The sequence below is a fragment of the Candidatus Hydrogenedentota bacterium genome, from assembly GCA_035450225.1.
Lineage (GTDB): Bacteria > Hydrogenedentota > Hydrogenedentia > Hydrogenedentales > SLHB01 > DSVR01.
In genome coordinates this window covers 1-20595 of record DAOTMJ010000021.1, presented here as the reverse complement: position 1 = coordinate 20595, position 20595 = coordinate 1, and the positions used below count along the sequence as shown (strand labels likewise).

Sequence of the window (20595 nt, the reverse complement as noted above, 5' to 3'; positions counted from 1 at the left end):
GATTACAACTCCTTCTTTCCGTCGTCGGAGCCGGCGCGGATGAATCCGCCGGCCAAATACGCCTTCATGGACTCCGTTTCATAGCGCGGCCTGAATCCCAAGGCCGCCGGCCTCCAGAGCGTTTCGCCCTCCATGCCGCCCGGTTCCGCCTTGGTGAATTTGACGATAGCCTCGCGCGGCGCTCCGGTGGGACAATGCACATCAGGCAGGAAGCCTTTTCCGATGGTCTGGCCGAACATTTCCTTGCGCACGAGCGAATCCGTCATCCAAGTAGGCTTGAGCCAGCCGCGCGTGGCCGACTGGTGCGAGCCGGAGCGGAACATCGCCTGGTAGTTCGTGCGCGGGTTCTTCGCGAGGCCGTCCGGGCGCGTCTTGATGCCCTCGACGGATCCGGGCGTCGCGCCATACATGTTGAACCACATGCGTGTGACGCCCCGCGGCGTGCCGGGATAGTACCGCGCACGGCAGATCAGGCGGGAAAACTCGTAATCACGCGCATTGTTCTGCCACCCGCGAAACGGGCGATCTTCCGGATCGCCATCCACCCAGACGTAATCGCCGTCCTCGATGCCCAGTTCGCGCGCATCGTCGGGGTTGATGTCCACATAGCCTTCCGTCACGAAGGGCTTTCGCTTGTCTCGGCGATAGATGTCGCCGAAAGGTCCGAACAGGATGGCGACCATGTCCGTGTCAATCGGCGTCGTATGGGCGCCATGCCGGTATTTCGGGGTGTGGAAGATGAACCGGTAGCCCTCGGCGGCGCGAGGATGGGCGGTGGCGCGGGTTTCCTCCCACGTCAGGACCACATTGCGTCCGCAGCGCGTCTCGCACGAGAGGTCCGTCCGCTCCACGCCGTAAATCTCAGGTCCTGCGGGCCGGATCACTTCGTGTTTGGGCGCGACGATGACGTTGGGTTCATAGAATGTCGAATCCACCGGTTCGCGATGTACGGGCAGATTTTCACCGGCCTCGATGAATTCGTCTTCCTCGCGGTAGAGTTCGAGGCGTCCGCTCATGGTATACCACGGCTTCGAATCCTCGATTTGATCGTACCCCACGACTTTCGGCGAGGTGCGGCTGTTCAGAATCGCGGGGATCCCTTCACGCGCCTTCGCTTCAAGTTCTTCGATCTTGAACCCCTTCGTATTGGTCGAATTATCGAGGATCCGCTGCAAGTACACTTCGACGCGATTCTCCGTTACGAACTTGAACATGTCCTTGAAGCGCGTGTCACCGGTCAGATCTGCCAATTTGCCCGCCACGAGCGCCAGCACTTCGATGTCGCCCAGTGTGTTGAATATCCGCGAAAGCGGCGTGCGGGGAAAGACCTGCAGGAACGGATTGGTAACCGATGCGGTCATGTCGGGATACTTGAGTTCCGCCCACGAGTCCACGCCGAAGACCACGTCGGCCCATTCGCAGGAAGGCGACCACCACCATTCGTTGACGGCGATCATTTCGATGCGCGGCAGCACATTGACGACCGTGTTGTAGTGCCACTTGACGTTGCCGAGGATCGAGTTGGCGTTCGCAAACCACATGGCCTTGGTGGGCGTGGGCATGTGCGTGGAGCCCGTCAGCAGCCGGTTGCCGACCCGGAGGGGATGATCCTCGTGATTGTAATAATGGGCGGATTCGGCCCGCCAATACTGCTTGGGCCGGGCCTTTTTGGCGGGATCCAGTTCGATGTCGAACGGATCCTCGGCGATGTATTGCCCGGATCCGTTGAAAAGCGCCGTCCGGTAGTTGCCCGCATAGGAGCCGACGTTTCCGCCGATACGGCCCACATTGCCCGTCAGCGCGGCCAGCAGGAAAATGGCGCGATCCTTGTTGTCGTTGTTGAAAAACTGGTTGGGACCCATGCCTATCGCAAACAACGTCGTGCCCGGCGCCTGTGCGAAATGCCGCGCCAGCGCCTCGACGGTCGCGGCAGGCGCCCACGTCAATTCCTCGACGGTCTTGGGATCGAAATGGGCGGCATACCCCTTCACGAGGTCGAATACCGGACGGCACGTCACGGTGGACCCGTCGGCCAGCGTAACGTCCAGCCTCCCTTCGAGAAGCGGATCGGCCACCGCGGACAATGCGCCGACCTGATCGCGCGTGATCGGCTTGGGCGCGCCCGCGGCCTGATCCCAGTACACGAAATCGCCCCAATCCGCCCGCATCTTTCCCGGAATCTGCGTTTCTTTCTGCGCGCCGGGCGGTGACGGCGCCTCGCCGTCGGCCAACACCTGGGTCGCGTTGCCCAACGCGGCCAAATCGGATCCGAACACATCCTTGGCGCGAAGGTATTTCAGGTTGTCCATGCGGACCAAGAGCGGCAGATCGGTCCACCGTTTTACATACTCCTTGTCGAACAGATTCTCTTTCAGCAGTACATGCGCGAAACCCAACGCCAAGGCCGGCGTCGTGCCGGGCCGAACCACCACGACGTCGTCGCCCTTGCTGGCCGTGGCCGAATACTCGCAGGCAATGACCACCACGCGGGTGCCCTTCATGCGCGCCTCGGTCAGCCAATGCGCGTCGGGCATCTTGGTGGCGATCCAGTTCATGCCCCAGACCACGACGGTCTTGGCGTGTTCGACGGCGCTGAGATCGAATTCGACGGTCTGCTGGCCGGTGACCATGGGATGCCCGGGCGGCAGATCCGTGTGCCAACTGTAATTGTCGAAACCGCGCGCGCCCAAGGCCTTGTCCGGGCCGACCTTGCGGATCGCGGCGTCGAGCAGGGCAATGGCGTTGGCCATTCGGTACATGCCGAACACGCGCGTGATACCGAGAAGCGGCATGCCTCCGCGCAGTTTGAGGGTCTGGGTGCCGGCCCCTTTGGTCGCCTGGACGGTGGCCTCGTCGTAATGCTGCTCCAGCAGACGTTTCTGTCCTTCCTCGCCCGAATAATTCTCGGCGATGTTCTTGAGTGCGGCGGCGACAATGCCGGCGGCCTCGTCGTGCGGCACGCGGATCCACTCATCGCGTCCCCGATTGAAGAATTGAACGGGCGGCAGGCCGTTGGCCTCGCGCGGAAAACCGGCCTTGAACCATTCCATGAAGCCCGCGCGCACCATGCACTGGTTGACACGGCGATCCCCGTAGAAGCGCCTCGTCAACGCCAAACCCTTTTGGCAGCAGCGCGGATCCCATCGATGGGACATGGTCCGCCCTTCGACGTCCTGTGCTTCGCCATAGCGCATGGTGGGGCCGATTCTTACCAGCACACCCGATCGCACGTACCCGTGAAGCAGGCAGTTGTGCGTGTCGTTCGGCGCGCATAGAAACGTGAACTTGTCGTCGTAGTTCCACAAGTCCCGATAGGCCTTTTCCCATCCGCGATCCGGGTAGGCCGACAAGGGATCGGAAACGGCTTCCAATCCCCATGCGCGGCTGGCCGAGGCCGCCAAGGCCCCGAATCCGGCGGCGGCGGCGTTCGACAGAAATTCCCGGCGCGATAAGCCTTTCTTACTCATTTCGTGTCCTCCCATGAGCGGATAAACCAGACAATGCTTTCGATTTCCCGGGGCGTAAGCGCCGGATGCGTGGGCGAGGCCTGGGCAAATCCCTGCATCTTGGTGCCGCGTCGTCCCTTGGAAATGGTGGTGACAAGGTAGGTGTCGGTGGCGCTCCGCAACAGTCCGGGATCGTTCAGGGCTAGGCCTTCGCCGCCCTCGCCGCCCGTTCCGTGGCATCCCGCGCAATTCGCCATGTAGAGTTCGTTTCCAGGGCGAATGCCGGGCGCAGGGGCGGCGACCCACCGGGCGGGTTTTTCGTCCTCGGGTTCGGGTTGGCCGGCCCGTTCCCGCAGCGCGGTGATAATCGCATCTATTTCATCCGGACGCAGCCCGCCTTTCTTTTCACCCCACGCCGGCATGCGGCGGCCGGGGCGTCCCTGCGTGACGGCCGTCCGGATGAATGCGTCGGGCGCGGCGGCCAGAAAGTCCGAGCCGCCGATGGCGGGATAGGATTTCAGGCCGCGATAGCGTATGCCTTGGCCTTCGGAACCGTGGCACGCCGCGCAAAAACTTGTGAAAAGCGTCCAGCCGTCCGTCGCGAATTCCCGTTCGCCGAGCCGCTCGGTGCGGACGCGATCCTTGGGCCAGAGCGCGGGCGACACGACGCCGCGGCGAAGCGAAAGCAGGTAAAGCGTCAAGAGGTTGGCCTTTTCCTCGTCCAGACCGAGTTCGGGCATCTGCGAACCGGGCACGACGAGTGCGGGCGCGCGAAGGTGGGCCTTGAACCAGTTGGCCAGGGTCCGATCGCCCGGGACATGGCTGAAATCCAGCCGGCTCGCCTCTTTTTCGCCCACGCGGGTTAGGTCGGGGCCTTCGTCGCCGCCCACGCCCGCGACTTGGTGGCAGCCCAGGCATCCTTCGGAATGGAAAAGGGCCTTGGCTGCAATGAGATCCGGCGCGCCCGTGCGCGTCGCGAGGTATTGCTCCAGGACGTTGCGGTCGGATTCGGGAATCGCAGCCGCGGGATCGTATAAGAAACACGTGCCGTGTTCGGAAACGGAGCGAGTCTTTGCCACGGGGCCCTTGATCCCCGTTTCGGAAAGATCCGGCGCATCGTTTTGCGCCGAACCGCCCGCACCGTCAATGCGATGGCATTCCATGCACCGGTACTGTTCGGCCGCGGCTTTCCCTCGTTCGATCATGGCAAGATTGGGCACCCCCACATAGGTGTGGCAGCCACCGCATCCCGCGTAAAGGTGTGGTTTTTCAATGCGCGGAGACGGCCAGTAGGGCACATGGCCATGCGCGTCGTCTTTTTCCGTGGCGCGGCCTTGGCCGCCGTGGCAGGACACGCAACCGAATTTCTCCGGTGGATGCGTGACGAGAAAATCGCCGGGATGGGTTTTGTGCGGATTGGTCTCGGCGGTCATGCGCGGATCGTCCAGGCCGGTGTGGCACGTCACGCAACGATCCACCACATTCAGTTCCGGCAATACATGCTGCACAATCTCGGTCCGAAACTGGGCGGCCAACGCCTGCTCACGCTCGTTGGATGCCTTTTCATTGAGTATTTTGCCGTATTTTCCGCGTTCGAGGCGCCACGTGGCGAAGACGTTTTCACGCAAAGCCGAGATCGCCAGCAGCACGAGCGTGGCCAGGCTGACGATCAACAGCGCCCATTTGATGCGGCGATCCACTTTTTCAACGTTCAAAGCAGTCACGATTTCTCTCCACGGCCGGGTCCGCGCTCAATGCAACGGCCATTGGCTCTTGCTCCAGTAGAAGTCCCAGTTCGGTCCGCGCAGGTTCGTTCCGACGTAGGTCAGAATCGCGAAGCCCACCAGAAAACAGGTGAACAGCGCGATGGCGCCCATCCGCGTCGAGCGTGCGCGCACGACGACCAAAACGGACCACACGCCGTACGCCGCCGTCAGCAGGCTCCCCGGATTGATGAGGATAATGACGATCTGCGGGATATTGGGAAACCAGTTCCGCAACCAGCCGAAGTTTACGGGGACCGCCACCGCGGCCACGGCCAGCGCCGCGCCCACCACGATGGACAGCAGCATGACGCGGATGCCCCGGCTTCCACTGAACCATACGCCCGACGGTTCCCGCTCACGATCCAGGTACGGAATGAGCGCAAGACCGATCACGACGATGGTGGGCACCACAATGCCGCCGACCAGCGCCGAATAGGAAACCATTTCCTGCAGACCGAGAAAGTACCAAGGCGCCTTGGCGGGATTTTCAGGCACGGCCGGATTGGCCAGTTCACGCAGGGGCGCGTCGAACACCAGGCCGAGCGCCACGCATATCAGCATGTTGACCATGAAAATCAGCAGTTCCGCCCGCATCAGATAGGGCCATGCGGGCACGGTTTCGTCCATCGTCTTGCCGGTGTGCGGCGAGGAACCCTTGACCACCGCCATCAGCCCGTAGGTTTTGTCGGGCTGATCCTGCGGGGCCAGCGCCGACGGCGCCATCGTGCCCACACCCTTGCCCGCCGGCGTCGGCGTGCCCGCCGGATGCGCGAGACCGCCATCCTTGCGGATGCGCCATATATGGACGCCGATCACGGCGCCGAACACGATGGGCAGCAACATGACATGCAGCAGGTAAAACCGGGTGAGGGCCTCCTGGCCCACGGTCGAAGCGCCCAGCAGCAACTCCTTCTGGATATCGCCGAGATAGAACGCGGGCGGAAGCCCCAACGCGTGCGCCAGTTCATTCGGTGACGCGGCGATGTTCGCTCCGATCGTGATGGCCCAATACGCCAGTTGATCCCACGGCAGCAGGTAGCCCGTGAAGGAAAACATCAGGGTAATCACGAAGAGCATCATCCCCACCACCCAGTTGAATTCGCGGGGAGCCTTGTAGGCCGCGGTATAGAACACGCGGGCCATGTGAAGGAACGCCATGGCCACCATCAAGTGGGCCGCCCAGCGGTGGATGTTGCGGATGAAGCGTCCCGTGGGAACCACGTAATGGAGATCTTTGATCGAATCGTAGGCAAGATCCGTCGAGGCTTTGTAATAGACCATCAACAGAATCCCCGTAACGGTGAGGATAAGAAATTGCGCCACGAGCGAAACGCCCAGCCCCCATGTCGTCCGAAGCCGCAGCGTGTCCCGATGAATCCGCGTCGCGTGAATGTGGAGAAAGAAATTCCCGAAAACCGTCTGCGATCGCGCGCGATCCGACGTCGGCGCACCGTGCCGGATCAGCGATTCCCGGAAGGTCTGCGGTAATTTCCAGAGATTGTCCAGAAAAGCGCCAAGTCCGTTGGTCATGATCCCTTCGCTCCTCTCATGCCTTGAAAAACCGGTTCGGCGGCGCTTCCCGATCCTTGTCCACGATGAGGCTGCCGTCCGGCGCGTGGGATATTTCGAGCCAGCGCAGCGGACGCGGCGCCGGGCCGCCCACCACCTTGCCGTCATGCGAGAACTGCGAACCATGACAGGGACATTTGAACCCGTCCGGGGATTCCGCGACAATGCATCCGAGATGCGTGCACACCAGCGAAAGCGCCGCCACGCCCTCGTCCGTTGCGACAATGCGCACGTTGTGATCGTGGATGATTTTCACCGTGCCGGGCGGGAACTCCGCGGGATGCCCGGCGCGAAAACGGTGCGACGCTTCGGGAAGCACGCTGGGCTTCGGCAGCCGCGCCATGCCGATGATCGAACCGGCGATGGCGGCCGTGGCCGCTGCGATGCCGGCCCAGTTCAGGAAATCCCGCCTTGGGACTTCCGGAGGGTCTAAACGTCCTGGCATATGCATCTCTCCTCGAAATGAAACGATTCCATCGTAATGGCGCCCGATGGGCACCGGTCGGCGCACAATCCGCATCGAATGCAGCGGGTCTCGTCCTTGAGAATCGCCGAGACATCCAACGTGGAATCCTCTTCCCGCTTTGCGGCCACGATGCGTGCAGCCTCTCCCCCAAGACCATCCGCGGGCACGATGCGCAAACAGGAAACCGGGCACACGTCCACGCATCCCCCGCACAGCAGACAACGGGAACCGTCGAAAATCGTGTTGACGTTGCAGTTCAAACACCGGGAAGCCTCGCGCCGGGCCGCGGCCTCGTCGTAGTTCTGCTCGACAATGCGGTCGTGTCCCTTCAGGCGTTCCTCGACGGGTATCGCCGCCTGTTTGATACGCTGTATCTTTTCGTAGTCCGGTTCACGGTCGAAAGCCGGCATTGGAAAATGCAGTGTCGTGTCTTCAAAGCGGATCGTTCGTCCCGTCAAATGCCGGTATACCGCCCGCGCGACCGCCTTGCCCGAAGCAACCGCATGAATCAGCAGTTTCGGCCCGTGCGCCAAATCCCCTGCCATGAACACATCCGGCGCGGACGTCTCGCCGGTCACGGGATTGCATTCCACCCCCCCGTTCGGCCGCAGCGAAAGCCCGTCGCGTCCGGCGTCAATAAAGCCAAGGTCGTACGATTGCCCTACCGCCAACAGCACGTTGTCGCATGAAATATCGAGCGTCTGCCCGGCGTCGAAAACGGGATTGAAGCGACCCGCCTCGTCGAACACCCGCAGGCATTTCTGAAAACGCACGCCGGTTACCCGGCCCGCCGCATCCTGTAGGATCGCCTGCGGACCCATCCCATGGCACCGAACAATGCCCTCCTCGTCGCCTTCGATTATTTCGACATCGTCCGCCGGCATTTCCTCCAGCGATTCCAGCGAGCATAGATGCACCTGCGCCACGACCGGCTGCCGAAGCGCGGTCCGCGCCGCGTCAATTCCTATCTGGCGCAGGACCGTCCGCCCGACATCGAATGCCACGTTGCCTCCGCCGATGACCACCACCCGGCGGCCCAATTTCGGGGGGCGCCCGACTGCCACATCGCGAAGAAATTCGACGCCGCCGATTACGCCCTGCGCATCAATCCCCGGAACCGGCAAGCGCCGGGAATTCTTCGCTCCCACGGCAATGATTACCGCATCGTGACGGGACCGCAGTTCCGGAAAGGAAATGTCCGCCCCCACACGGCAGTTCGTAACCGCCTTCACGCCCAGCGCCGTAATCACCGCCACCTCGGCCTGTATCACCTCGCGGGACAGACGATACTGCGGCACGCCGACCACCAGCATCCCCGCCAGAAGAGGCTCCATTTCATAAATGGTGACCTCGCAGCCCAACAAAGCGAGGTCGTGGGCCGCCGCCAGACCCGCCGGTCCACCCCCCACGATGCCGACACTTTTGCCGGTTGCGGCGGGAATGTCGCCGCGCATCAGCGATCGCAGCAGGGGCAGGAGTTCTTCCTTCCCCACGCACTCGGCGCCGGAACGATGCCGGGCCGCATCCTTCAGCAAGTCAACAAATCCCTCCGCGCTTAGTCTCCCGGCTTCGGGACCATACCGCTCGCAGGCAAACCGTTTCAGCGCGCGAATCGCCACCGGCCGGTCATAAGAACCCCGGCGGCACGCCGTCTCGCACGGCGCCCCGCAAACACGGCCGCAGATCGAAGCCAGCGGGTTCGGACCCCGCGCTATCAGGTAGGCCCGTTCGTCGTTCCCTTCCGCGATGGCGCGAACATACCCGCGCGCGTCCGTGTGCACGGGACACGCCGCCTGACACTTGATCTGTTCCTTCCAATACTCCGCGGTTGCCGTTCGGATGAACGGCGCGTCGCTCGTCTCGTTCATATCCCTTGCCCGTCCACTGCCTCTCGCCCGGCGGCGCTGCCGCCATGAACTCCACAATAGCCGCCTCGCCTACCCGCTTCGTCGCAAATGATGGATATCTGTATCCATCTTATGTTGGACCATAGTATCCACTATTTACGGGCGAATGTCAAGTCTTTTTTTTCGGTGTTGTTTCCGGGGCCGTTTTCATGAGTCCCTGTGGGCGCCGGACAGGGTATTGACAGAAGCCGCCCAAATCATGGATGATAACATCCATGATTGACGGGCGCCATGCCAAGGGAAAGGAAATCGGATTGTTTCAGTTGTTTTCGAAGAAGTGCGAGTATGTGTTGCGTGCCCTGCTTTGCGCGGCGGGGGACGACGGGACCAAGCGTTTTCGGGCGCGGGACATCTGCAAAAAGGCGCGGATTCCCGAGCCGTACAGCCGCAAGGTGTTTCAGTCGCTGGTGCAGGGCGGCTTTCTTCGCGCGGTGCTGGGTCCGGGCGGCGGCTACGAACTGAAACGCAACCCGTCGCAGATCACCCTGCTCGAAGTCATCCACGCGGTGGATGGCGATCTGACCTTTCGCAAATGCCTGCTCGGCCTGTCGCGGTGCGGCTCTACGCCGTGCGCGTTGCACGCCGTGTGGGGCGGAATTCGTGAGGGATTGATCGCCCGGCTCGATTCGCTGACCCTCTCCGACCTGGTCGGCGTATCGCAACCGGGATCGCGACGCTCCAAGGCCCCCGTTCCGGAACATGCGCGCATGAAGAAAACCGGCAATGCCAAGACCCATGTCCCTGCCAAGGCATCCGGAAAAAGAAAATGAACAATAACAACGATGCGGGTTATCGCGCCAAGGTTACGCCGTTTATTTTCGCCCGCAGATCGTCGAGAGTCCCCTTGAGAATGTACACATCAATTCGGACGGATGCATGGCCATTCTCGTCAAAGGCGCTGGAAGCCGGCGTGTGCTGGCAACGATAATTGGGAAGGGTGTTACAGAACAGATAATCACCGGTTTTCACCGCCGTTGCGCATATCCATTTTCCATCCCTGCTCACACAGGCCATGACCGGCATGTCGGCCGTGGCGGAAGAGATTTCGCGTGAGAGTTCGCTTTGATAACCCTGCCCAGTGGGATGAGGCACAAAAAAGATCATGCTGCGAACGCCGGCATCGGGACATTCCGCAACACTTTTCCATTTCCCGCCCGAAAGAAAATGGATTCGCCGCTGGAGGTCGTCATGCCTGCCATCGAAAAGGCTGTCTCCCAATTGCTGGCACGGATTGACCGAGAGCTGCGGCGGGTTGTCGAAACCCGGCTTCAATTGTGTCGAATACGTGCAGGCGACATGATCCGAATGCGGCTCGAATACCGCGGTAAACACGGCCTCTTCAGTGTCAACAGAATACTTTAACGTTCCATCGGCTTCTTCTTTCCGCCAGTTCAACTGTCCAACGACAAGAGCATGATTCCCCTCGACCAAATGGGGCCAATTTACCATTTCAGGCGCCCATAACCGGCAAAATGCCTCCGGGCAATCGCGACGGCGAATAACAAGAAAACTCCCTTGGCCTTCCGGCTCGAGAGAAATGCCCATTTCCGGAACAGTCTTTTCAGGGGGCGGCATGGATGAATCGCGAACGGACACCCATGCCCTTCGCACCCTTTGCGACTTGTCGGCTGGAGAGGATATTTCCAATGAGACGTCATAGTCTCCGGGCGCGGCATAGACATGTGCGGTATTGGCCTCTTCACTGGTTTGCCCATCGCCGAACTTCCATAACCATTTGTCAATTTCCAAATTACCGGGAAAGGACTGATCAAAGAAAAGAACGGATTCGCCCACGGCGGCCCTTCGGGGTTCGACGCGAAAATCCGCGTATGCTTCGACCGTTTCGACTTGTGCGTTGAATTCCGGTTTTTTTTTGCCGGGATCGGACGCCTGTTCGACCGACGACGCGGACGCTGTTGTCCGCTCCGTCTCGCAGGGCCTAACGGAATGCCGGTCGCAGGACAGCAATGCCGCCAAGACCAACGGGAAGATTATCCGATTTCGCAAGGAAGCAGAACGGCAATCGTTTTTCATTGTTTACCATAATCCCTTTTCGAGTGAGAGCGAATTATATCATAGCCTCTTGAGAGTACCGTGTTCTCGGAGTCGTAAAGGTCCCGGAATGCAACGCCGATTTCCAAATCGGCTTGCTGAAACACGACATGCCAATTGGGAAATCGGCGCTACAAAGCGGCCCTTTTCAATTTCAACTCAAGATCTCGTTGCCTGATCCGACATGAAATTGCCCGGAAATGCCAATCTTCGAGGAAATTCTCATCCTCTTGTCTCAAGAACTCGGCACTCTCAAGATAGCCTGTTTTCAGCCAGAAATATCCTTTCGCAGCTTTCCCTGGGGGATGTGGTGCGGTGATACGTTAGGCGTCTTCAATGCAATAAAGACCCTTATCTCAGCGCATACGAAGATTGATTTCGGCGTAAACGGCCGGATGATCCGACGGCCACCGGCGGCCTGGCTCGTAGACGGTGGCGTCTTGAATCCAGTCAAACACCTCAATCTGTACAGGTCCGGCCACGAAGATATGGTCTATTGTGCGATCGAGATCGGTGTGCCACTGGACTTCTTCATCCTTGTCCGGGGGCATAGCGTTCGTGAGGACGTTTTTGACAGGGGCCCGATCCCGCACATTATCGAAAACCGGCGGCCCCTCGTTCGCGCCTCGAATGTTCCGGTAGCGTTCGGCGCGGACGTCGGTATTGAAATCACCCGTTGCAATGATGGGCACAATTTCGGCAAGCGGCCGGAACGCGCGGGAAAACATGAGCGCGGACGGCTCCTTGTTTTCGCCGTTATTGTCGAAATGGGTATTGACGAAGAGAAACCGGAATCCGTTGCCCTTTTGCCGCAGATACACCCAGTTCACATAGCGCGGCATGGACAGCCGTTTCCAGTTCTGCGCGAAGGGAACGCCGGGTTTCGGGCTAAGCCACATCTGGCCGCTGTCGAGCGCCTCGAAACGATCCTTTCGATAGAACAACGCGCAATCGCCGTATGCCCACGGCCCGAACCGGTAGGTCTCGCACGCATAGTGGGGAAACGCGCCCAATATCGTTTCGATGTCGGCATTCCCGCCGAGTTCCTGCGCGCCAAAAAGATCCGCATCGTATTTCGCGATCAAATCTTTCAGATGCGGCCAGCGCACGTCCCACGTGTCGTAACCCTCCTTTTCGCATACGCGGCACAGCACGTTGTATGTCAGCGTCCTGATTTTTCCGGATTCGCACGGCGCCGCGCCGTCACAAGGGGTTGTCGCGCGATGCGGCGCGGGATCGAAATACGGTTTGCTCCACGATTGCAGAACGAATGCCATCGTATACGGGATGCCGTCGTAGCGGACATATACGGCAACCAATCCGGCGAAGACCAGAAACACGGCAATACGCTTGATCCATCTCATCGTTTTTTACCTTTTGTTATCCGCTGAATGGGATTCTTTCACGTGGTTGACAGATAAAGTAGATGAAGAAAAGGGAATCTCCGCCATTCTTTTCATCTTCCTTGCCCTTGCATTGAATTCATTGTACCGCGCCTTGTGGAGAGATGTTTGAAAATTACGATCCTCTTTCAGCCGTCATCGGATATGGATCTCCGGCATTGGGCGGCGCCGGCCACGACGAGAAAACAAGCCAGCCAGAGTTTCGGGCCGGGCAAGATGCCGCAATAGAAGCAGTTGATGAGGGTTGAAAGGACCGGGGTCAGGTACGACACGGAAACGACGAGAACGATGTTGCCGCGCCGCATGGCGGCGTCCCAGAACGCATAGGCGAGGATCGTGGGGAAAAGGATCGTGGCGGCGAGTCCGGCCAAAACCGGCGCATTCCATGCCGCGGTCTCGTTGACGCAGGGGCGCATTGCGAGAAAAATCACGCCGGCTGCGGCCAGAAAGACAGGCGTCGGCCCGCCGCCGGATTCGGCTTCCCATCGGCGGTTGAAGTTGCTGTAAACAGCCCATGCGAGAGCGCCCATGAACGCCAGGATGCAAGGAACGGCATTCTCGCGGGCGTTCGCGGCAAATTCCGCCAGGTCCAGCGGTCCGTCGTGTATCGTGGCCAGCACCACGCCCGCGCAGGCAATGATCATACCCGGCAGCAGTCCCCATCGGGGACGCTTGCCCAAGATGGGCACGGACAGGAGCAGTGTGAGACTGATCCAGAGATAGTTGACGAGACCGACCCCGATAATTCCCTGGCGTCCATGGGCCAGTCCCACGGCGAGATGAAAGCAGACAATATTGACGATAAAACTGCCGCCGCATACCAACCAGTAGCGCGCCGAGGCTTGAGCGAGACGACGGCGCCTTGCCGGCCGCGCCAACAGCGCAACACAGCCCAGCGCCCCGCCGCCGAGGTAAATCGCGCAGGCGGCCGTGAACACGCCGAGGTTTTCGGTCAGGCCGCGGGAAAAGGCGACCGTGGAACTCCAGAAGACGACGGCCAGCAGGCCGAGCATCGTTGCGGCGGACGATCCGGCGGGCGGGGTCATGGCCGTCTCAGAACTTGTCGGACGGATATCGCATCGCATCCCATGTCAGGATCACAGCCGGTTGATCCTGTCGTTTGACGACCAGTTCGTCGCCTTCGAGAATATTGAGGTATTCCAGGGAATTGTCCTGCGCGAGAAGCGCCGGGCCGCGCGTGATGAGGATGCGCACGACGGCGGATTCCGGCACGATAAAATGGTTGGTGTGCTCGGAGGTGGACTTGAACGCGATACCGATGCCCTGTCGGAAAAAACCGCGCGTGATGTGGTTGAAATAGGCCATGCTGCCGAAAGGCGTGCTGATGACGAATCCGTCGCCGAGGATTTCGCGATCGGGCCCGTAGGACTCGTCGTCAATCCAGATCTTGAACCGAACCGCCGAATTGATTCGCGCCATGTGGACGCTGAATTCGTTCATCGCGCGGAGGTCGTGTCCGGGACGGGTATGCGCCGGCCCGCGAAGGATACCCATGAGTTTCAGGTATTCGGTTCGCACCAGGCGGCCCGCGGCCAGCCGTTCAAGGACTTCCTCCGGCGGACGCGCGATGCACCGGTTGCCGCGCCGACTGTGGCGGATGGGAACCTTCGGCACCAAGGGCCAGCGTTGTTCGGCGGCCAACAAAGTACCGTCGCCGCCGTAACAGACCACGATGTCCGGCTGTTCGTCCACCAGTTCAATGTTTGAATACCGGGCGGCCATTTCAGCCAAATCACCGGATTGCGGACCAAATAACACAACACGCATGACGCCAAGTCTCCGCCGCATACTTTACACGATCCCGGCGGAAAATTCCCGCCGCCTCAATACGACAGGGCGTTGCGTCCAAGCCGGTAAAAAGGTATCTTCCCACGGAGGCTTGGACCCAATGCCTCAATCAAGGGTATGATTTCTTGGTCCGCCCGGCGCGAAACCGTTCCGGCGCATGCAGTCGAAGGAAAAGCCATTCCGCGGGAGAAACACGCATGAGGGATTCCAATACTTTGCGATTCAATGGGAAATTTGCCTTCGTCCATCGTCATCCGTGGATTTTTCCCGAACGAGTTGGGAAATCCCTCGGCGTCCTGCTTGTTTTTATCGTGGTCTTTACTGCGGCTGAAGCGGCGCGGGCCAAGGACATACCGGCTCCGTGGCTGCCGCGAGATACGGGGATTGTCTTGCGCAGCGGCGCGTATGAATTACCCGTCGCATGGGGCAGCGTTTCATTTCGGTTCAACAACGGCCAAGCTGTCTTTTACGACACGACGGAACCGCCGCGGGCTTTGCAGGACTCCCAGACGATCGAGTGCCGGTTTGCGCCGGTGAAATTGGCCGATGGCGGCCGGCTGGAAGCAATCGTTCTTTTCCAGTGTTCGGACCGTGAAGACGTGGTTCGCAAATGGGCGCGGTTTCGCGTGACGGGCACAGCCGCGCCGCGCCTGCTCGAAGAAGTCGTGCTCGCATCGTTTCCGCTCGAACAACGCGCTGCACGGATGCTGCCCGGCGAGACACAAAGTTACCCCGTCTTTCTCGATGGTTTCTTTGCGGGCATCGAGTTTCCGATTGCCGCCACGCGCATCGAGAACGACACGTTGATTGTCGCGCATCGTCCGGGATGGACTCTCTTGCCGGACATGTGGCACGAAACCCGCAAGGCCGTGTTCGGCGTCGCGGAACCCGGTGAAGAGATGCGCGCGTTCCGCCGCTATCTGTCGGCCCATCGCCCGCCGCCGGGCGGCATTCACGTCAACTACAACAGTTGGTGGACGTCGAGTTGCCCGTATTACACCGAAACCGAAATTCTCGAACTTATGCGCACCTTCGACGAACACATGTACCGTCCGTACGGCGTTGCGTTCGACACCTTCTGCATAGACATGGGCTGGTCGGACCCCAAATCGCTGTGGGCGATCGATCCGAAACTGTTTCCGAAAGGTTTCTCGCTCCTGCAAGAAGCGGCCCAACGCATGCAGTCCCGGCTCGGCTTGTGGATCTCGCCGAGTTGCTGTTATCCGACGGCGCTCGATATCGCATGGGCGCGCGAGAACGGCTATGAGGCCCTCAAGGACCGCCTGTGCCTCGGCGGGCCGAAATACGCCGCGGCCTTCCGCGACCGCCTTGTCGAATACGCCACGCGCGACGGTGTGCGGCACTTCAAGTTCGACGGCTATGCGCTCGTGTGCCCGGAAACGGATCATGGCCACGCGCCGGGGCTGCTTTCGGCGGAAGCCATCGCGGACGGTCTCATCGCGGCGGCGGCAGCCATTCACCAAGCCGCGCCGGACGCATGGATCGAACCGACCTGCTTCGGCTGGAATCCGAGCCCCTGGTGGTTGTTCCATTTCAACAGCGTGATCGGCTCGTTCGGCGACGATGCTCCGCATGGCCGCGTACCGTCGCCCGTCTACCGCGAGAGTTACACGACCGCGCGGGACTTCTTCAACCTGCAGGGGGCTCAATGGAATCCCATGCCGCAGGCCGCACAGGAAGTCCTCGGCATCATCCATCAAACAAACGATCCATTTCTCAACGACGCCGTGATGACCGTCTTGCGCGGGCATCAATTCCTGCCCGTCTATCTCAATCCCAAGTTCATGGACGCTCCCCGGTGGAAAGCGTTCGCGGATGTGCTGTCGTGGGCGAGGAAACATCAGGCGATGCTTGAAGACACGGAACCGCTCTTGCCGCCGGCATGGCAGGACGGCGCGTGTCCTAAGTTTGATCACAAGGCTGCGATGCCGCGTGAACCGTACGGATACCGTCATCGTTCCGGCGAAGGGGATTCCAAGTCCTACCGAGAACTGATTGTCCTGCGCAATCCATGGATCGCGCCGCACACCTATGTGCTGCCTATGGAATATCTCCCGGAGGAAACGATTTTTTCGGCAACAAGCGCATATCCCGAATTACGCCAGTACGGTCGTGCGATGAAGCGAGGGGACGCCTTGAACGTGCCCTTGATGCCGTACGAAACCGTCGTGCTTGACATTGCCGCACAGTCCCCTGAAAACGTGCCCGCCGCCACTGAACTTACCGGGAACCGAATTGATGTCGAGACCGTAAAACGTATGGTGGAACGCCATATATATGACGATGAGGCGGCGGCATTCGGCCCGGATTGGACAAGCCTTGTCGGCAGCGCGACGGAATGCATTCATGCGCGATTCGACGCAACTGTATCGGTGCGCGGTGCGCGGGCCGATCTGCTCATATTGTTCGATGGCGCGAAACAGTCCGCCGAGACGCGCGTGATGGTGGATGGACAGGCTGTCGCACTGACCTCCTGCGATTCGGAAACCGGCTGGGCAGCCAGTGGCTTTGAACGTCCCGAACACTGGTGTTTCCTGCGCGCGCCGTTTCCGGAAGGACGGCATGACGTGTCGCTCACCATTGAGGGCATAACACCCGGTGTCCACACGTCTGCATGGGTATGGGCATGGCAGGAAGGCCAGGCGGGCGCCGTGGGAGATCAAGACTTGTTGCCGCAACCGGAGCGTGTGTCGTTGGACGGCCAGGCAATTGTGCCTCCAACCAATCTCGCGGATGTGAGCGGCAAAGCCGTTCATGCACAGCGTCCCATTGAACGGATCGATGGAGTTTTCCTCGATGCGTTGGAGCCGGTCGAGGCGACGCAAGGCTGGGGAACACTCCAGCGCAACCAAAGCGTGTGGGAGAAGCCGATAACCATCGCCGGCACGTTGTACCGCCGCGGCCTCGGAACACACGCGCCATCGCGGATTGTGTATGCACTGGATGGCCGCCACAAGCGGTTCCAGGCATGGGCCGGCGCGGATAGCGCCACGGGACCCACCATCACCTTTGAAGTGTGGGTGGATGGAACCAAGCGATGGGAATCCGGGCTCATGAAACGCGACGATCCCGCCAAACGCGTAGACCTCGATGTCACGGACGCGAAACGGCTCGAGTTGATCGTCGGCGATGGCGGCAATGATCTGATGGCCGATCACGCCGACTGGGCCGATGCGCGCCTTCTGCGCTGAACACCTGCCACGCCCGAAAGTGGTGCGTTACAACCTCACTTCACGGCCCGTCGCGGCCGATTTTCCGATGCCGTCGAGCATTCGCATCACTTCCACGATTTCCTCGCCCGATGCGATCATCTTCTTTTTCGGATTGCGGATGCAGTCAATGAAATGCGCGTAGGCATCGGTAATCGGGTACCCGCCGTACGCCGTACTCACATCAACGGTTTCGAGAATATCCTCCCCGCGATACACGCGGGCCGGAAAAGCCGAACAGCCACCCTTGTCGCCATATACCCGGACTTCCTGCACGGGCGCATTGTGCGAGTCCCAGCAGATCTCGACCACGATGACGCCCCCGCCTTCGAGCCGGATGAATCCGCAGGTCGTTTCGTCCACTTCGACCGGCATCTTCTTGCGCTTCAGGATCGGGGCGGCCACCTTGTTCCACATCGCGCCGCTTGCGGCAATCGGTTTCGGATTACCCATCAGATACCACGCGAGATCGAGCAGATGGACGCCAATGTCGCCCAGCGCGCCAAAGCCCGCCTCCGCCTTGCGGATGAACCATTCGCCGCGGCCCATCGAACCGCCCGGCTCGAAATTCAGACGCGGCCAGCCCTTCCGGCGGATCCACGTCGAACGCGCGTAATAGACTTCGCCGAAATCGCCGCGTTCGTAACATCCCCGCAGCAATTGGACGTCCCGCGAGAATCGCATCGCCTGCTCGACCATCAGGCGCTTCTTCGCCTTTTTGGCCTCGGCGACCATCGCCCGCGCCTGGGCCGCATTGAGCGCCATCGGTTTTTCGATCAACACATGCTTGCCCTTGCGCAACGCGTCTATTGTCATCGGCGCATGCAGGCAATTCGGCGTCGCAATCGAGACGGCGTCCAGTTCGGGCATCGAAAACATTTCGCGGTAATCCGCAAAAACATGCGGTGCGCCGAATTTGTCCGCGAACTCCTTCGCTTCGGGCACATTGATGTCGCAGACGGCCAACAATTCGACATCCTCCAGTTTCACGAACGCCTCCATGTGATGGCGGCCCATCCCCGTGCCCACCACGCCCACGCGAATTTTCTTTGTCATGGTCTTTTGCTCCATTTCGTTGTCACGTCAAGTTTTGCCATAAAACACACCTGTTTGTGTCCGTTATACAGGTGAATACGATTTGGGAAATGGCTTCAGCCGAAAGCGATCCGGCGCAACATCAAACACATGATGAGAAGCCCGGCAAGCAACGCGGTTGCGATCGACAACGGCAGTCCCTCGCCCGGTCCCCATGCCGTGTACGTGAATACGTCGTTAAATTCGACGTATTGCACTTGCCCCGGCTGCAGTTCGATGCGTTCCTTAAACACCGATCGGACATCGTATCCGTCCACATCCACCACCACGTACCCGTTGTTCCTGTTGTGCGCAATGCCTTGGACCCGCGGCGCTTCGAGATAGACGCCGTTCCAATCGTAGAACGGCGCGCCCGCCGAGCCCACGACAATCTGGTGAATCCAGATGTAGTGTTTGTCGTACGCCATCGAATGATTGTAGAAATGGTCGTGGCCGGTGAAATAAACCCGTCCGCCCGCGCGGCCGATGCTGTTCCAGAAAGCGTCGCGCTTCGGTTTGTTGAACGCCAGCGAATCCACGTGATCCACGGAAAACGCCGGATAATGATTGAACACAAACAGATGCGGCACGTTCTTCGTGCTCAGTTGCTCGTCGAGCCATTCCTGGTTGATCTCGAACAGGCCGCTCAGGTCCATGCCAATGAAGAACGCGTTTTTATGAACAAACGAATACGTCATGCCTAGTTCATCCGGCGGCCCGTTGTTCGGCAAGGCATGCACGCCCGAAAACACCTGCCGCCACGAGTCAATCTGCGCATCGTGATTGCCCCGGATCGGATACACTTTGACTCCGTGCTGTTCAAGCGGCTCCATGAAGACCTGCACCCAGTACTCCAGTTGCGAGACATAGCCGTTGTTGACGAGATCGCCCGTGAAAATCACCAGGTCCGGCAAGGGTTGCTCCGCCAAAATGGCAACCACTAGTTCCGACAGGCGAACCGAATTGATGCCGTTGTCCCCGCCGCGGCTGTCGCCCGTTACAACGAACCGGAACGTGTCCTGATCCGCGAATCCGGGCGCCGCAGCGACCATGGCCAGTAAAAGTATCAAAGGCCGCGCATGTCTGATCGTCTCATCATCTCCTCGCGTTTGTCGCCATCTCTGAAACGCATAAGTCCGATTTTATCATTTACGCTCGCCGGAAAACCCATAGTGCCTAAGGACGGTCCTTTTTTCAAATCTCGTGCTCGCCTTCGTAATCGTAATCGGGAGAAAGAGAGGCGGAGAACCCGTTCGTTCTGTTGTCCCTTGCATCGCCAATGCTCCAAGTCAAATGTAAGCGTTCTCATCTCTGTCCAAATTGTGGCTTGCTTCAAATAGACAACGTTTTTAAGGAAGGCGTACTTGGGAACCTCTCCTTCGCGATGAAGAAGAAATTTCCCCGATCAAACTTATTTTGGACAGTTCCGACCTTAGGATTCGAGTTTGGAATCGCCTGGCTTGAACATCCATGCCCTGTTTTCCATCTGCGTGTATCTGCGTCATCTGTGGATCGTGTGATTTTTCAGCAGACGGCGCAGATACGCGCAGATATCGAAAAAAGAACGGGATAAAACGTGACTCCTTGCGGTATTGTGATTTTTTCACAATTCTTTTGGACAGATTGAGAGTACCGGGTTCTTGCCTGTATTCACCTGCCCTAAACGCGCATGGGAAATCTTTCGGGCGCGAAACGTAGGACAGACTGTCCAGTCTCTCTTTTCCAAAGCCACGACATGTCCGTGGGCGGACAGGCTGGACAGCCTGTCCAAGGAGTTTATACATTTTCAGATTGGTCGAATGAGACGGTGTTCGACACGAAGTCCCGTAGGGACGCCTTGAAAATAGCCCAGGACGCCAGTCCTGGGATTTCG

Annotated in this window: 13 protein-coding genes; 2 read left to right on the top strand and 11 right to left on the bottom strand. The window is 59.8% G+C overall.

Annotated elements, in window-relative coordinates:
• Positions 1 to 2 precede the first annotated feature (2 nt).
• Genes P5540_12110 through P5540_12090 form a run of 5 tightly spaced genes read right to left on the bottom strand, consistent with a single transcriptional unit; the run spans position 3 to position 9115 of the window.
• Positions 3 to 3467, bottom strand: coding sequence for a molybdopterin-dependent oxidoreductase (locus tag P5540_12110; protein HRT65560.1), 3465 nt, complete (start codon positions 3465 to 3467; stop codon positions 3 to 5).
• Positions 3464 to 5170: a c-type cytochrome gene (locus P5540_12105; protein HRT65559.1), complete on the bottom strand. Its 1707-nt coding sequence runs from the start codon at positions 5168 to 5170 to the stop codon at positions 3464 to 3466. The genes P5540_12110 and P5540_12105 overlap by 4 nt, the downstream gene beginning before the upstream one ends.
• A 27-nt stretch (positions 5171 to 5197) precedes the next feature.
• Positions 5198 to 6742, bottom strand: coding sequence for a cytochrome b N-terminal domain-containing protein (locus tag P5540_12100; GenBank protein ID HRT65558.1), 1545 nt, complete (start codon positions 6740 to 6742; stop codon positions 5198 to 5200).
• Positions 6743 to 6758: 16 nt separating this feature from the next.
• Positions 6759 to 7226, bottom strand: a complete 468-nt coding sequence (locus tag P5540_12095; protein ID HRT65557.1) for a ubiquinol-cytochrome c reductase iron-sulfur subunit — start codon at positions 7224 to 7226, stop codon at positions 6759 to 6761.
• Positions 7211 to 9115 (bottom strand): FAD-dependent oxidoreductase, encoded by a 1905-nt coding sequence (locus P5540_12090; GenBank protein ID HRT65556.1) that lies wholly within the window; start codon positions 9113 to 9115, stop codon positions 7211 to 7213. Before P5540_12090 ends, P5540_12095 begins: the two co-directional genes overlap by 16 nt.
• A gap of 254 nt (positions 9116 to 9369) precedes the next feature.
• On the opposite strand from P5540_12090, the gene P5540_12085 reads away from it, so the two are divergent.
• Entirely contained in the window at positions 9370 to 9924 is a 555-nt protein-coding gene (locus P5540_12085) for an Rrf2 family transcriptional regulator (protein HRT65555.1), read from the top strand.
• Positions 9925 to 9943: 19 nt separating this feature from the next.
• Here the strand turns inward: P5540_12085 and P5540_12080 are convergent, their stop codons facing one another.
• The 4 genes from P5540_12080 to P5540_12065 all read right to left on the bottom strand — a co-directional run bounded on the left by P5540_12080 (position 9944) and on the right by P5540_12065 (position 14397).
• Positions 9944 to 11137, bottom strand: coding sequence for a PKD domain-containing protein (locus tag P5540_12080; GenBank protein ID HRT65554.1), 1194 nt, complete (start codon positions 11135 to 11137; stop codon positions 9944 to 9946).
• Positions 11138 to 11562: 425 nt separating this feature from the next.
• On the bottom strand, positions 11563 to 12570 hold the full coding sequence (locus tag P5540_12075; GenBank protein ID HRT65553.1) for an endonuclease/exonuclease/phosphatase family protein: 1008 nt from the start codon (positions 12568 to 12570) through the stop codon (positions 11563 to 11565).
• 167 nt (positions 12571 to 12737) lie between these two features.
• The gene (yddG, locus tag P5540_12070; GenBank protein HRT65552.1) at positions 12738 to 13655 is read right to left on the bottom strand and encodes an aromatic amino acid DMT transporter YddG; all 918 of its coding nucleotides are present in this window, start codon (positions 13653 to 13655) and stop codon (positions 12738 to 12740) included.
• 7 nt (positions 13656 to 13662) lie between these two features.
• Positions 13663 to 14397, bottom strand: coding sequence for a hypothetical protein (locus tag P5540_12065; GenBank protein HRT65551.1), 735 nt, complete (start codon positions 14395 to 14397; stop codon positions 13663 to 13665).
• A gap of 218 nt (positions 14398 to 14615) precedes the next feature.
• Between P5540_12065 and P5540_12060 the strand changes: the two genes are divergently transcribed.
• Positions 14616 to 17630 (top strand): NPCBM/NEW2 domain-containing protein, encoded by a 3015-nt coding sequence (locus tag P5540_12060; GenBank protein ID HRT65550.1) that lies wholly within the window; start codon positions 14616 to 14618, stop codon positions 17628 to 17630.
• A 27-nt stretch (positions 17631 to 17657) separates the two neighbouring features.
• On the opposite strand, the gene P5540_12055 is transcribed toward P5540_12060, so the two are convergent.
• Both P5540_12055 and P5540_12050 read right to left on the bottom strand, forming a co-directional pair.
• Positions 17658 to 18704, bottom strand: a complete 1047-nt coding sequence (locus P5540_12055; protein ID HRT65549.1) for a Gfo/Idh/MocA family oxidoreductase — start codon at positions 18702 to 18704, stop codon at positions 17658 to 17660.
• A gap of 95 nt (positions 18705 to 18799) precedes the next feature.
• Positions 18800 to 19792 (bottom strand): metallophosphoesterase, encoded by a 993-nt coding sequence (locus tag P5540_12050; GenBank protein HRT65548.1) that lies wholly within the window; start codon positions 19790 to 19792, stop codon positions 18800 to 18802.
• Positions 19793 to 20595: the final 803 nt, after the last annotated feature.